Annotated in this window: 6 protein-coding genes and 1 riboswitch; of the genes, 2 read left to right on the top strand and 4 right to left on the bottom strand. The window is 65.0% G+C overall.

Going from position 1 to position 15030, the window contains the following annotated elements:
- Together IGS58_RS28775 and IGS58_RS28770 are read right to left on the bottom strand one after the other, a co-directional pair.
- Nucleotides 1-1968 carry a methyl-accepting chemotaxis protein gene (locus tag IGS58_RS28775; protein WP_070259949.1) on the bottom strand — a complete coding sequence of 656 codons (1968 nt, stop codon included), beginning with the start codon at nucleotides 1966-1968 and terminating at the stop codon, nucleotides 1-3.
- 169 nt (nucleotides 1969-2137) lie between these two features.
- Nucleotides 2138-2635, bottom strand: a complete 498-nt coding sequence (locus tag IGS58_RS28770; RefSeq protein WP_034783259.1) for an Lrp/AsnC family transcriptional regulator — start codon at nucleotides 2633-2635, stop codon at nucleotides 2138-2140.
- A gap of 166 nt (nucleotides 2636-2801) precedes the next feature.
- On the opposite strand from IGS58_RS28770, the gene IGS58_RS28765 reads away from it, so the two are divergent.
- Nucleotides 2802-4841: an aminotransferase class V-fold PLP-dependent enzyme gene (locus tag IGS58_RS28765; RefSeq protein WP_230523299.1), complete on the top strand. Its 2040-nt coding sequence runs from the start codon at nucleotides 2802-2804 to the stop codon at nucleotides 4839-4841.
- Nucleotides 4842-5245: 404 nt separating this feature from the next.
- A complete protein-coding gene (locus IGS58_RS28760) occupies nucleotides 5246-13873 on the top strand; it encodes a GH36-type glycosyl hydrolase domain-containing protein (protein WP_442908387.1) in 8628 nt (2875 codons plus the stop codon).
- On the opposite strand, the gene IGS58_RS28755 is transcribed toward IGS58_RS28760, so the two are convergent.
- Together IGS58_RS28755 and IGS58_RS28750 are read right to left on the bottom strand one after the other, a co-directional pair.
- Complete coding sequence (locus tag IGS58_RS28755; RefSeq protein ID WP_070278878.1) at nucleotides 13859-14080, bottom strand: hypothetical protein; 222 nt, start codon at nucleotides 14078-14080, stop codon at nucleotides 13859-13861. The genes IGS58_RS28760 and IGS58_RS28755 overlap by 15 nt on opposite strands.
- Before the next feature lie 113 nt (nucleotides 14081-14193).
- Nucleotides 14194-14769 (bottom strand): TMEM165/GDT1 family protein, encoded by a 576-nt coding sequence (locus IGS58_RS28750; protein ID WP_070278880.1) that lies wholly within the window; start codon nucleotides 14767-14769, stop codon nucleotides 14194-14196.
- Between the two features lie 10 nt (nucleotides 14770-14779).
- Nucleotides 14780-14959, bottom strand: a riboswitch (yybP-ykoY riboswitch).
- Nucleotides 14960-15030: the final 71 nt, after the last annotated feature.

The following is a 15030-nucleotide window of genomic DNA, read 5'->3' as shown; positions in this document are numbered from 1 at the left end:
TTAAAACTCTTCCCACGCATCGCTGGCCGGCACTTTCGGGCGGGACGGCGTGGGCAGCATGGGCTTGTGCGCCGGCGACTGCGGTGCCACATGCCCGCTTTCTTCCAGCTTGAAGACGCTGACCACCTGCGCCAGCCGCCCAGCCTGATCCTGCAGGGATTGGGCTGCTGCCGCCGCTTCTTCCACCAGGGCCGCGTTTTGCTGGGTGGCGTCATCCATCTGCGTGACAGTGGCATTGACCTGCGCGATGCCCTGGCTTTGCTCCTGGCTGGCCGAGGCGATTTCGCCCATCAGGTCGGCGACTCTCTGGACGGAGACGACGATGTCCTGCATGGTGGCGCCGGCCGAGTCGACCAGCTTGCTGCCCGCTTCCACCTTGCTGCCCGAGTCGACGATCAAGTCCTTGATTTCCTTGGCCGCCTGGCTTGACCTCTGCGCCAGGTTGCGCACCTCAGTCGCCACCACGGCAAAGCCGCGGCCCTGTTCACCCGCGCGGGCCGCCTCGACCGCCGCATTCAGCGCCAGGATATTGGTTTGAAAGGCAATGCCGTCGATCACGCCGATAATGTCGGCGATCTTGCGTGAACTTTCCGTAATCGCGCCCATCGTCTGCACGACTTGCCCGACCACTTCGCCGCCCTTGACGGCGTGGCTCGACGCCGACACCACCAGCTGATTGGCCTGGCGCGCATTGTCCGCGTTCTGTTTCACCGTCGACGTCAGTTCTTCCATGGCTGCCGCTGTTTCTTCCAGGCTCGACGCCTGGGCTTCCGTGCGCGCCGACAGGTCCAGGTTGCCCGACGCGATCTGGCTCGATGCGCTGGCAATGGCCCCGGTACTGTCGCGAACTTCGCGTATCGTCACATTCAGCGATGCGACGAAGCGGTTGAAGGCGGCGGCCAGCGCACCGACCTCGTCTTCCGATTCGACAGGCATGCGGCGGCTCAGGTCGCCATTCCCGCTGGCGATCTCGCTGAGCATGTCGGCCGCCCGCGCGACGGGGGCGGCGATGGCGCGGCTGATGACATAAATGATGAGCAGGGCGATGCCGCCACCGACCAGGCCGGCGATCAGGGCGGCGATCAGGGCCGATCGCGTCACATTGCCCAGCACTTCCGCTTCCGGTACTTCAGCCATCACATACAGATTCAATTCCGGCACGAAGGAAGCGGCGACGAACTGGCGTCCCGCGGGCGCGTCATAGATGGCGTACGCGTACTTGTTGCCCGTCAACAGGCTCTGGCTCAGGGTATCGCTAAAGCCCGGTAAATCCTTGAGTTGATGCTTGCCATCGGCCAGGGCCGTGTCACGGTGCACCAGCAGCACGCCGTTGGCGCGCGCCAGGTAGACATGGCCCGTCTGGCCGATCTTGTAGCTGCGGATAGTGTCGGCCAGCGCATTGATGGACAGGCCCAGTCCGGCCGCGATCTGCTTGCCGCCCGCCGTCTGGCCACGCGCATTCAGGTACAACATCAGGTCGCTGGAGTTTTCCGCCTTGTCGATGTCGAGCGTATAGGCCTTGTCGCCGGCCAGCAAGCCATAAAACCACTGGTCGGCCGCCTGGTTCTTGTCCAAGGTGCGCAGCAAGCCGTCCGTGGTGAAGTATTTGCCCGTGCTGGCGGAAGCCCAGTTGATCGAGGCCGCCTTGTTCTTTTCCTTGACCACGCTGGCGTAGCGCTGGAAGGTGGCGATGCCGCTGTCGGGCAAGCCTGCGTCTTCCCAGTCTTGCAGGTAGACATCGTTGGCCATGGTCTGCACCACGGACAGCGGCTGGCTGATCTGGCGCAGCACGTCGTTGCGGATCTCGCCCACTTGCGCCGGCAATTCCTGGCTGACGACGCGCTCGCGCACGTAGTCGCTGCTCATGCGCACGCTGAGGAAGGACGAGATCGCCATGAAGAGCAGCAGGCACAAGCCCATGCTGAACAGGAGTTTTTTCTGGATGGAGAGGCGGCGGAGCAGAGACATGGAAGACCTTGGATGGTGGCCTGCACAAGGTGCAGAAAAGCGGGCAGACAAGCGGACAGTATACCGGCCGCGCTGCGCGTCCCGCCGCACCATTGCTGCTTTTCGTTCATTTATGTTGCATTGCAGCAACGTGATTTTCCACGTCCGCCTGGCGTGGATGGAAAACGCTTCAGGCAGGCAAGCCGTGGGCGATCAATTCCAGCGGCAATTCCGTGCTGCATTTGATCTGTTCCATGGAAAAGGCGGAGGACACGCCCGTCAGCTGCACGGCCTTGATGAGCTTTTTGTAGAAGGTATCGTAGCCCTTGATGTCGGTGGTGACGACTTTCAGCAGGTAGTCGATATCGCCGCTCATGCGGTGGAATTCCTGTACTTCCGGCAAGACGATGACGGCGGCGGCAAAGCGGCGCAGCCATTTCTCATCGTGCTGGCCCGTGCGCACGCTGACGAAGACGGTCACGGGCAACCCCACTTTTTGCCGGTTGACGATGGCCACGCGGCTCTCGATATAACCCTCTTCCTCCAGGCGCTTGACCCGTTTCCAGCATGGCGTGCTGGACAGGCCGATCTTTTCGCTGAGGGCGGCGATCGACAGAGTACCGTCCTGCTGCAGGGCTGCGAGGATGGCGCAGTCGAATTTGTCGAGCGAGGTGTTTGGTGAATTCATTTTGTTATTTCGGTTTTTATGGCATGAACATGCTGCATAGTACCGTAGTTGCAGTGTCTTTTGGCATATCTTCACGGGCGCAGGCCGGTAGACTATCCATATGTTTCAGCCGCTTGCTCTGCCCCTTTTTAGCTGTGCCCTTTTATAGAATACTCAGACTGCCATCATGAAAGAAATCTACCTCGACAGCAATGCCACCACCTGCGTGCTGCCCGCCGCCGTTGCCGCCGCCCGGCAAGCGATGGAGCAGGGCTATGGCAATCCCAGCAGCACCCATGCCACGGGATTGCAGGCCAAGGCCATGATGGATGGCGTGCGCCGACGCGCCAGCGGCTTGCTGGGCGTGGGCGACGGCCGGTTGATGTTCAATAGCGGCGCCACCGAAGGTATCCAGACGGCCGTGCTGTCCGCCCTGTGCGCGCTGCGCGAACGGCGCGATGCGGGCAAGCGCATCGGCAGCCTGCTGCTGTATGGCGCGACCGAGCACAAGGCCGTGCCGGAAAGCCTGGCGCACTGGAACCGCTTATTGGGCCTGAACCTGGAAGTGCGCAAGCTGCCTGTCGATGCGCAAGGGCGCCACGATCTGCAGGCCCTGGGCGCGCTGATCGGCGACGCGGCCATGCTGTGCACGATGGCGGCGAATAATGAAACGGGTGTCGTCAGCGATTTGTCCGCCATCGCCCAGTTGCTGCAGGAACGGGGCGCCGACGCCTACTGGATGGTCGATTGCGTGCAGGCGCTGGGCAAGCTGAAGTTGAACCTGGCCGCCACGCGCATCGATTACGCGCCGTTTTCCGGCCACAAGCTGTATGCGCCCAAGGGCATCGGCATGCTGTACGTGCGCGCCGGCGCGCCGTTTACGCCCCTGATGATGGGCGGCGGCCAGGAAGGTGGCCTGCGCTCGGGCACGGAAAACATGGCCGGCATCGCCGCGCTGGGCGCCGTGCTGGCCGCGCTCGACGATGGCAAGACCTTCCGCAGCCACGCCGACCTCGCCGCTTTCCGCGAGCAGCTGGTGGCCAGCCTGGAACGGGCGTTTCCCGGCATCGTTTTCAATATGCCGTTCGACTTGTCCTTGTCGACGACGCTCAATTTTTCCGTGCCGGGCCTGTCCTCAAAAGAGCTGCTGGACCTGTTCGACGCGGCGCGCGTGCGCGTCAGTTCGGGCAGCGCCTGTTCCGCCGCCAAGGCGCTCCCCAGCTATGTCCTCGAAGCGATGCATGTGCCGCAATGGCGCGCCAGCTCGGCCATCCGTCTGTCGTTCGGCCCCCTGATCGACGCGGCGACGATTGCCGCTGCCTGCGCGCGCATCGAGCGCTGTGGCGAGGCCCTGCGCAGCAGCTGTCTGCTGCCGTCGGCGCTGGCGCCATCGCCGCAGGACGGCGCGCAGGACGGCATAATCCAGCTGGGCGTGGATGGCCAGTGCACCTGGCTGATCAGCGACGCTGCCAGCGCCAGTTGTGTCGTCATCGATCCGGTCGCCGCGCTCGTGCCGCGCCTGGCCGCCTTCATCCGCTGCCAGCAGCTGGCCTTGCGCGCCATCGTGCACACGGCGCCGCCCGCCGACCATGGCGTGGCGCGCCTGGCATTGCTGCAGGAACTCGCCATCGAGCAGGTGGGCCGCATCGATATCGACGGTGAGCTGGCACTGGGCCAGCAGCGCCTGCGCCGCGTCGAGTGTGGTGAAAACCATGTGTACCTGCTCGATCAGCGCTTCGCCTTCATCGGCAACCTGGCGCCCGAGGCGCTGGCGCCCCTGCTGGATGCGGCGCTGCTGACGCAAGGCACCGTGCTGTGCGCGTCAGGCGACGACGGCAGCATTTGCGGCACCGTGTGCAGCGTGCAGGAAGGTATCGTGCCTGCCGCCGAACTGCAGCTCGATGCGGCCGCCTTGCCCGCCTTCCTGCGCCAGCATCCCGACGCCATCCTTGTCGACGTGCGCGAAGCGTATGAACACGCGGCTTGCGCCGGCACGGTATTCGAGGGCTGCGCCGTGCACAGCGTACCGCTGAGCCGCCTGGCGGGCCAGGTAGCCGCGTGGCTGCAGCAGCCGCAGCGCCCGCTGGTCTTTTTCTGCCGCAGCGGCAACCGCAGCGCGCGCGCCGCTGCCTGCCTGCGCCGCCTCGGTCACGGCGCGGCATGGCAACTCAACGGCGGCATGGCGATGGCGGAGGCGACACGCCATCCGCTGGCCATCGCTGCCTGAGCGGCTTGAACTTTCTTCCGTGAAATATTGCGCCGTGCCATCATTGGCACGGTGCTGGTACTCATTTCCCTCTGTTCATTTCCTCCAGGAATTTTTCTCCCGTTTTACTCGCTGATTTCTTTGCCGGCACGCCCCTAAAGCGCCGGGTATGTACGCTAGCGCACGGTCTTGCGCACAGGGCGCCCCTACGATGAAGTTCAGAAAATCTCCCTATACCCTGAGATTCGTCGCAACGCTCCGGCGCTTCGCTTTCCGTCTTCGCCAGTGTCCGATCGTGTTCTTCATACTGGGCCAGCGTGACGGCGGCCGCTGGCTGCCTGCGCGCACCTAGCGAGGCCAAGTTGAAAGAGTACACAGCAGTTGTCACGCAGCAGATCAAGGAACAGATTTCCAAAGTCAGGGAAATCTTCCGCGACCATTCCCTCGCACCGGACACCTTCGACGCCGCGCGCGACGACGCCTTGCCCCTGCGTTCCGAATTATTCAGCGCCATCCAGATGGCCGCCCACGGCAAGCACGTGGCCGCCGGCCATGCGGTAGGTCGGCATCATGGCCGCGACCGCCTGCTGGCGCGCCTGGCCGACAATGCGGCCCTGATCACGGCTACCGTCAACGAGCTGACGGCCACGGTGAAAAGCGGGCGCCAGGTCACGCCCGCCTCGGAATGGCTGCTCGATAATTTTTACCTGATCGAAGAGCAGATCCGCACCACGCGGCGGCATTTGCCGAAGAACTACAGCAAGGAGCTGCCACGGCTGACCTCTGGGGCGGATGCCGGCTGTCCGCGCGTGTACAAGATCGCGCTGGAAATCATCTCGCATGGCGATGGCCGCGTCGACCTGGAAAACCTGTGCCACTTCGTCGAGGCTTACCAGGATGTGGCCACCTTGACCCTGGGCGAGCTGTGGGCCGTGCCCATCATGCTGCGCCTAGCCCTGATCGAAAACCTGCGCCGCGTCGCCGTACGCGTGGCCGATGACCGCATGCAGCGCGACCTGGCCAATACCTGGGCCGACCAGATGACGGAGATCGCCGAGCGCAATCCCAGCGGCTTGATACTGCTGGTGGCAGACATGGCACGTTCGAATCCGCCGATGACCAGCGCCTTCGTGGCCGAATTGTCGCGCCGCCTGCAGGGACAGAGTTCCTCGCTGACCCTGGCGCTATCGTGGCTGACGCACAAGCTGGCCGAGTCGGGCCTCACCATCGAGCAGCAGATCCAGTCCGAGATCGGGCAGCAGGCGGCCGACCAGGTGTCGATCGCCAACAGCATCGGCAGCCTGCGTTTTCTCGGCACCATGGATTGGCAGGAATTCGTCGAAACCATGAGCGTGGTCGAGCAGACCTTGCGCCTGGACCCGGCCGGCACGTATGGCTTGATGGATTTTGCCACGCGCGACAGCTACCGCCATGCCATTGAACGCATCGCCAGGCGCAGCGCGCGCAGCGAAGTGGAGGTGGCCGAGATGGTGGTGCAACTGGCGCACACGCACGGCAACGGCAATGACGCGCGCCGCGGGCACATCGGCTTTTACCTGGTGGGGCGCGGCGTGCTGGTGCTGGAAAAGCAGGCCGGCGCCAGGCTGCCTTTCATCGAGGCGCTGCAGCATACGGCGCGCGCCGCGCCGCTGGCCGTCTACCTGGGCGCGATTTCGTTCCTGACCCTGGCGACGAGCGCCTTGCTGCTCGAGCGCGCCGTGCGCCATGGCGTGCAGGGCTGGCCCCTGGCGGCGCTGGGCGCGCTGGCGCTGCTGGGCAGCAGCCAGCTGGCCGTGGCCGTGGTGAACTGGCTGGCGACCCTGATGACGTCGCCGCACCCGCTGCCGCGCATGGATTACCAGGCCGGCATTCCATCGGATGCGCGCGGCATGGTCGTGGTGCCGACCCTGATCTACAGCCAGGAAAACGTGGCGGCCCTGTGCGAGGCGCTGGAAGTGCGTTATCTCGCCAACCGCGATCCGAATTTGCGCTTTTGCCTGCTGACCGACTTCGTCGACGCGGAAGCGCAAACGATGCCGGGCGACGAAGCCTTGCTGCGCCAGGCGCAGGAGACCATCCGTGGCTTGAACGAGAAATACCGCGTGGAGGGCGTGGCGGCCAAGGAAAACGGCGACCCGGCCGACCCGGAACAGCTGGGCCAGGTGGGGCCGTTCCTGCTGCTGCACCGTCCGCGCCTGTGGAATTCGCAGCAGAATGCGTGGATGGGGCAGGAGCGCAAGCGCGGTAAATTGTCCGACCTGCACGCATTTTTGCGGGGCGGCGCGCGCGACAAATTCTCGCTGGTGGAAGGCGAGTTGCGCGGCCTGCGCACGATCAAATACGTGATCACGCTCGACACGGATACGCAGCTGCCGCGCGACGCGGCGCGCGAATTCATCGCCACCATGATGCACCCGCTGAACCGTCCCGTGCTGGACGCGGCCGGCACGCGCGTGGTGGCCGGCTACGGCATCTTGCAGCCGCGCGTGGCCGTGGCGCTGCCCAGCGCCAACGCCTCGCGCTACGAGCTGCTGTGCGGCGGCGAGCCGGGCATCGACCCCTACACGCGCACCGTCTCCGACCTGTACCAGGACGTGTTCTATGAAGGCTCTTTCATCGGCAAAGGCATCTATGACCTCGACATGTTCGAGCGCGTGCTGGGCCAGCGCCTGCCCGACAATAAAATCCTCAGCCACGATTTGCTGGAAGGCTGCTACCTGCGCGCCGGCTTGCTGAGCGACTCGCAACTGTACGAGGAATATCCGGCCCGCTACGACGCCGACGTGAGCCGCCGCCAGCGCTGGATACGCGGCGACTGGCAGCTGATCGGCTGGCTGCTGGGCCGGGTGCCGGGCCGCGCCGGCAAGCGCGAACGCAATCCTTTGTCGATGCTGTCGCGCTGGAAGCTGTTCGACAACCTGCGCCGCAGCGTCGTGGCGCCGGCCACCACCTTGTCGCTGCTGCTGGCGTGGGGCTTCCTGCCGCAGGTGGCATTCTGGAGCGCGGCCGTGCTGGCCATCATCTTCCTGCCGCCCGTGTTTTCGGCCCTGTACGATTTGCTGCGCAAACCGCGCGACACCCTGTGGCGCCAGCACCTGGCCGCCTTCGAGCGGCGCTGCGGCGTGCAGTTTTCGCACGCCATGCTGACCCTCGTCTTCCTGCCGTATGAAGCGTGGATCAGCCTGGACGCCATCGTGCGCACCCTGTGGCGCCTGGGCGTGTCGCACAAGCACTTGCTCGACTGGCGCGCCTCGAACCTGCATGTATCGTCGGGTTCGCAGGCCGACAGCTGGCGCGCCATGTGGTGCTCGCCCGCGCTGGCGCTGGCCGCCTTCGGCGCCTTGCTCTACTGGCGCCCTGATGCCTTGCCCGCCGCCGCCGTGGTGCTGCTGCTGTGGCTGGCCGCACCCGCCATCGCCTGGTGGATCAGCCGCCCCATCGAGCGTGCCGTGGCGCGCCTGTCGGCCGAGCAGGGACGCTTCCTGCATGGCGTGGCGCGCAAGACCTGGGCCTATTTCGATACCTTCGTCGGGCCGGACGACCACTGGCTGCCGCCCGATAACATGCAGGAGCATCCGAACCTGGTGGTGGCGCACCGCACCTCGCCGACGAATATCGGCCTGGCGCTGCTGGCCAATTTGACGGCATACGATTTCGGCTATCTCACCCTGGGCCAGTTGATCGAGCGCAGCCGCGCCACCCTGCACAGCATGGGTGAGCTGGAACGTTTCCAGGGCCACTTCTATAACTGGTACGACACGCAGACCCTGAAGGCGCTGCAGCCGATGTACATCTCGACGGTCGACAGCGGCAACCTGGCCGGCCATCTGCTGACCTTGCAGCCGGGACTGGTGGAACTGTATGACGCCCCGATCATCGGCGCGCAGGTGGTGCAGGGCATCCGCACGACGGCGCAAGTGCTGCAGGAATTCATCGCCGCCGAAGGCGAGGGCAAGGCCATGCGCGAGAGCATGAGCCTGCTGCAGGCGCAGGCCGCGCCCGCCAGCCTGGCCGAATGGCATGCCTATCTCGCCGCCGCGAATGGCGCCGCCGACGCGCTGCTGTCGCTGACCTTGCAAAGCGAGGATGGCGAGCTGTCCATGTGGAGCGGTGCGCTGGCGCGCCAGTGCCGCGCGGCGCTGGCCGAGTTGCTGCAGCTGGCGCCATGGGCGGCGCAGGCGGGCGTCGATCCTGCGTGGCTGCGCGTGCCCACCCTGCGCGAACTGGCCAACCTGGAAACGCCGGAAGGCACGCCTTCGGAGCTGGCCGCCTTGCTGGCGCAGGGCCGCGAACAGGCTGGCCGCCACATGCGCGATATCGCCCACGCGGCGGGCCAGGCGCGCGACTTCGCGCAGATCGAGTACGCGTTCCTGTACAACCCATCGACAAAACTGCTGGCCATCGGCTACAACGTCAGCGAGCGGCGCCTGGACCCCAGCTACTACGATTTATTGGCTTCCGAAGTGCGCCTGGCCAGCTTCATCGCCATCGCCCAGGGCCAGCTGCCGCAGGAGCACTGGTTCGCCCTGGGCCGCCAGCTGTGCATGGTGGCCGGCCAGCCCGTGCTGCTGTCGTGGAGCGGCTCGATGTTCGAGTACCTGATGCCGCTGCTGGTGATGCCGAACTACCCGAATACCCTGCTTGACCAGACCTACCACTCCGTCATCGAGGCGCAGATCGACTATGGCCGCCAGCGCGACGTGCCATGGGGGATTTCCGAATCCGGCTACAACACGGTCGACGCCAGTTTGAACTATCAATACCGCGCCTTCGGCGTGCCGGGACTGGGTTTGAAACGGGGCCTGGCTGACGATCTGGTGGTGGCGCCATATGCCAGCATGATGGGCCTGATGGTCCAGCCGGAAGCGTCTTGCCAGAACCTGCAGCGCATGCAGGCGGCCGGCTACATGGGCCGTTACGGCTTCTTTGAAGCCATCGATTTCACGACGGCGCGCCTGCCGCGCGGGCAGGGCAGCGCCATCATCCGCTCCTTCATGGTGCACCACCAGGGCATGGGCTTTCTGGCCCTCAGCTACCTGCTGCACGACCGTCCGATGCAGCGCCGTTTCGAGTCCGATCCGCTGCTGCAATCGGCCTTGCTGGTGCTGCAGGAGCGTACGCCGCAGGCCGGCGCGTTCTACTCGAACACGGCCGAACTGGCGGTGCTGCGCAGCGGCGCGCCCGAGCAAGCCATGCCGATGCGCATCCTCACGCAAGCCAACAGCGCCGTGCCGGAAACGCAGCTGCTGTCGAATGGCCGCTACCACGTCATGGTGAGCAATGCGGGCGGTAGCTACAGCCGCTGGAAAGACCTGTCCGTGACGCGCTGGCGCGAAGACAGCACGCGCGATAACTGGGGCAATTTCTGCTACCTGCGCGACCTCGACGACGGTGCCGTCTGGTCCACCATGTACCAGCCCACCTTGGCCGAACCGAAGAAATATGAAGTGATCTTTTCCGAGGGGCGGGCGGAGTTCCGCCGTGCCGACCATGGCCTCGACCTGTACACGGAAATCGTTGTCTCGCCCGAGGACGACATCGAAATCCGCCGCACGCGCATCAGCAATAATTCGAACCGCCAGCGACGCATCGAGATCACCAGTTTTGCCGAAGTGGTGATGGCGCCGGCGGCGGCCGATGCGGCCCATCCCGCGTTCAGCAAGCTGTTCGTACAGACAGAAATCCTCGCGCATGAAAAAGCGATTTTATGTACGCGCCGGCCCCGCTCCAAGGAAGAGCAGATGCCGTGGCTGCTGCATGTGATGACGGTGCACGATATCGAGCGCTACGAAGTATCGTTCGAGACGGACCGCGCGCGTTTCATCGGCCGCGGCAATACGGTGCAACTGCCGCAGGCGCTGCAGGAAAGTGGCCCGCTCAGTGGCGGCCACGGCTCCGTGCTCGATCCCATCGTGGCCATCCGCTATGTCATCACGCTCGAACCCGACCAGGCCGTCACGGTCGACAGCGTCACCGGCATGGTGGAGCAGCGCGACGCGGCACTGCACCTGATCGACAAATATCAGGACCGCCACCTGGCCGACCGCGTGTTCGAACTGGCCTGGACGCACAGCCAGGTGGTGCTGCGCCAGTTGAATGCCAGCGAAGCGGACGCGCAGCTGTATGCGCGCCTGGCCAATGCCGTGATCTATCCGAATGCGGCCCTGCGCGCCGAGGCCAGCATCCTGATCAAGAACCAGCGTGGCCAGTCGGGCCTGTGGGCGTATGCCATTTCCGGCGACTTGCCCATCGTGCTGCTGCAGATACGCGACGCGGCCAATATCGAACTGGCGCGCCAGATGGTGCAGGCGCATGCCTACTGGCGCCTGAAAGGCCTGATCGTCGACCTGGTGATCTGGTATGAAGAGCAGTCGGGCTACCGCCAGCTGCTGCACGACCAGATCATGGGCTTGATCGCCTCGGGCATCGACGCGCAGGCGATCGACCGCCCGGGCGGCATCTTCGTGCGCCTGGCCGAGCAGATCGCCAACGAGGACCGCATCTTGCTGCAATCGGTGGCACGCGCCATCATCAGCGACCTGCGCGGCACTCTGGCCGAGCAGGTCAAGCGTCCGCCGAGCCCCGTGCTGCGCATGCCGCCGCTGCTGCAGGACCCGGCCCGCGAACATGGCGGCGTGCCGCACCGGGCGCAGGCGCGCGAGCTGATCCTGGAAAATGGCCTCGGCGGCTTCACGCCCGATGGCCGCGAATACGTGATTACCACGGGAGAGGGCAAGCAGACGCCGGCGCCGTGGTCGAACGTGCTGGCCAATGCGCAATTCGGCACGGTGGTGTCCGAAGCCGGCCAGGCGTATACGTGGAGCGAGAATGCGCATGAATTCCGCCTCACGCCATGGCAGAACGACCCCGTGTCCGACCTGTCCGGCGAAGCGTTCTATGTGCGTGATGAGCAAACGGGCCAGTTCTGGTCACCCTCGTCCCTGCCCGCGCGCGGCAGCGGCGACTACGTCACGCGCCACGGCTTCGGCTACAGCGTGTTTGAACACAGCGAAGGCGGCATCGCCACGGAACTGTGCACCTATGTGGCGCTCGATGCGGCCGTCAAATATTCGGTCATCAAGGTGCGCAACGACAGCGGCGTGCCGCGCCGCCTGTCCGTCACGGGCTATGTGGAATGGGTGATGGCCGACCTGCGCGCCAAGTCCGGCATGCATGTGGCCACGGAGGTCGACACGATCAGCGGCGCCCTGTTTGCGCGCAATAACTACAACACGGAGTTTTCGGGCCGGGTCGGCTTCTTCAATACGGATGCCAGCATCCGCTCCATCACTTGCGACCGCAATGAATTCATCGGCCGCAATGGCAGCCTGGCGCAGCCGGCCGCCTTGCGCCGCGTGCGCCTGTCCGGCAAGGCGGGCACGGGACTGGATCCGTGCGCGGCCATCCAGGTCCCGTTTGAATTGCAGCCGGGGCAGGAACGTGAAATCGTCTTCCTGCTCGGTGTGGGCGGGCGCCGCAATGCCGACGCCAGCACCATGGTGCAGCGCCATGCGGGCAAGGATGCGGCCCGCAGTGCGCTCGACGCGGTGCGCGCGCATTGGGAAAATACCCTGGGCGCCGTGCGCATCGAAACGCCCGATCCATCGCTGGACGTGATCGCCAATGGCTGGCTGATGTACCAGACCATCGCCTGCCGCCTGTGGGCGCGCAGCGGCTACTACCAGTCGGGCGGCGCCTACGGTTTCCGCGACCAGCTGCAAGATGCGATGGCGATGATCCACACGGCGCCGCAGCTGCTGCGTAATCACCTGCTGCTGTGTGCGGCGCACCAGTTTGTCGAAGGCGACGTGCAGCACTGGTGGCATCCGCCATCGGACCGCGGCGTGCGCACGCATTGCTCCGACGATTACCTGTGGTTGCCGCTGGCCGCCTGCCGCTATGTGATCGCCACGGGCGACGTCAACGTGCTGTCGGAAGTGGCGCCCTTCATCGAGGGCCGCGCCGTCAAGCCGGAAGAGGATTCGTATTACGACTTGCCCGTGCGTTCGGGCGAGTCGGCCGACCTGTACGAGCACTGCGTGCGCGCCATCCGCCATGGCTTGCGCCTGGGCGTGCACGGCTTGCCGTTGATCGGTTCCTGCGACTGGAATGACGGCATGGACAAGGTGGGCGAACATGGCAAGGGCGAGAGCGTGTGGCTGGCCTTCTTCCTGTACGAAGTGCTGCAGCGCTTTGCCGAGGTAGCCGTGCTGCGCGGCGATGCTGCGTTTGCCCAGTTCTGCCGCGACGAAGCTGTGAAACTGGCGGCCAGCGTCGAGGAACATGCGTGGGATGGCGAGTGGTACCGGCGCGCGTATTTCGACGACGGCACGCCATTGGGTTCGCACACGAACGAGGAGTGCCAGATCGATTCGATTTCGCAAAGCTGGGGCGTGCTGTCGGGCGCGGCCAACAAGGAGCGGGTTGCCGGCGCCATGCGCCAGGTCGATGCGCGCCTGGTGCGCCGTGATTCCGGCGTGATCCAGCTGCTCGATCCGCCGTTCGACAAAGCCGGCCTCAATCCCGGCTATATCCGCGGCTATGTGCCGGGCGTGCGCGAGAACGGCGGCCAGTACACGCATGCGGCCATCTGGACGGCGATGGCGTTTGCGCGCCTGGGTGACGGCGAAAAGGCGTGGGAACTGCTGCGCTTGATCAATCCCGTGCGCCATGGCATGGACGCACAGGCGGTGGCGCGCTACAAGGTGGAACCGTATGTGGTGACGGCCGATGTGTATGCCGTCGCGCCGCACGTGGGACGCGGCGGCTGGAGCTGGTACACGGGATCGTCGGGCTGGCTGTACCGCCTGATCGTCGAATCCCTGCTGGGCTTGACGCGTGAAGCGAACGTGCTGCGCATGGCGCCCACCATGCCGGCCGAATGGGACAGCTTCAAGCTGCATTACCGCTTCGGTGCCAGCAGTTATGCCATCACGGTGGAGCAGGCGCAGGGGCGGCCTGCGGGATTGTCGCTCGATGGCGTCGCGCAGGGCGGCAACAGCATTGCCTTGCGCGACGAGGGCCGCGAGTATGCGGTGCTACTGCTGCTCTAGTATTGTCCAGGTGTCGTGTTCGGGCCGGCGGCGGCCAGCCAGCAGGATCAAGCCGGCGCCGAACAGCAGCAGGTCGCGCGTGCGTACTTCGGGCGCGGACTGCGCTGCTGTCTGGCGGTGGTAGTTCAAGGGTATCGCCAGGGCGGCGATAGGCTGGCTGGCGCAAGCGGCCAGGCACAGCGCCGCCACTTTTCTGTTTAACTGCATACATTCCTCAAGAAGGCGCGCTGCCCGCTCGGGATGGGCGCGCCGGTACTCATGTCGCCGACATTGTAATTATGAGCATGAATATTGTAAATGAGAAATTATATCAGGCTGCCTCAGAACCCTAGTGCCGCGCCCGCGCCCAGCAGGGTGGCCACGCCCAGCACGGCAAAGACCAGCGCCGCGATGCCGTGCACGAGGCGCAGCGGCACGCGGTTGGCGATCCTGTCGCCCAGGTAGACGGCCGGCACGTTGGCCAGCATCATGCCGAAGGTGGTGCCCAGCACAACAGAGACAATGTCGTGATAGCGCGCCGCCAGCGCTACGGTCGCCACCTGCGTCTTGTCTCCCATTTCCGCCATGAAGAAGGCGATCAGAGTGGTCAGGAAGACGCCATACCTGGCCAGCTTCGTTTCGCCTTCATCGAGCTTGTCGGGGATCAGGGTCCAGGCGGCCATGGCGAGGAATGATACGCCCAGTACCCAGCGCAGCACATCGGGCCCCAGCATGCTGGTGATCCAGGTACCGACGGCGGCGGCAAACGCATGATTGGCGATGGTGGCGACGAAGATCGCCAGCACGATGGGCAGGGGCTTGCGGAATTTGGCGGCCAGCAAAAAGGCCAGGAGTTGGGTTTTGTCGCCGATTTCAGCGAGACCGACGATGCCGGTGGAGATGAGGAATGCTTCCATGAGATTGCAAGAGTACGCGGGCCGGACGAATTAACCAATGATCCACGGGCGACTCCGGCCCATGCGGCCGCCCTGGATCAATGGTCTCGTCAAGTTCTGCAACCACCTGCACCATGGCCTGCGGGCCAATCATGTTGATACAGGTTCCCGCGGCAGGACCGCGGGACGACTACTCCCCAATGTTCGAGGCGCATCATACGCCAATGCCCGCGCCGGCGCCAGTACCGGCGGGGCACGTCACGGCCTGGTGTGTGGGACTTC

This window comes from Janthinobacterium sp. EB271-G4-7A, assembly GCF_020858075.1.
In the GTDB taxonomy this organism is placed as follows: domain Bacteria; phylum Pseudomonadota; class Gammaproteobacteria; order Burkholderiales; family Burkholderiaceae_D; genus Janthinobacterium; species Janthinobacterium lividum.
Note: the sequence above shows the minus strand (reverse complement) of the source record. Positions and strands in the feature narration are given on the sequence as shown.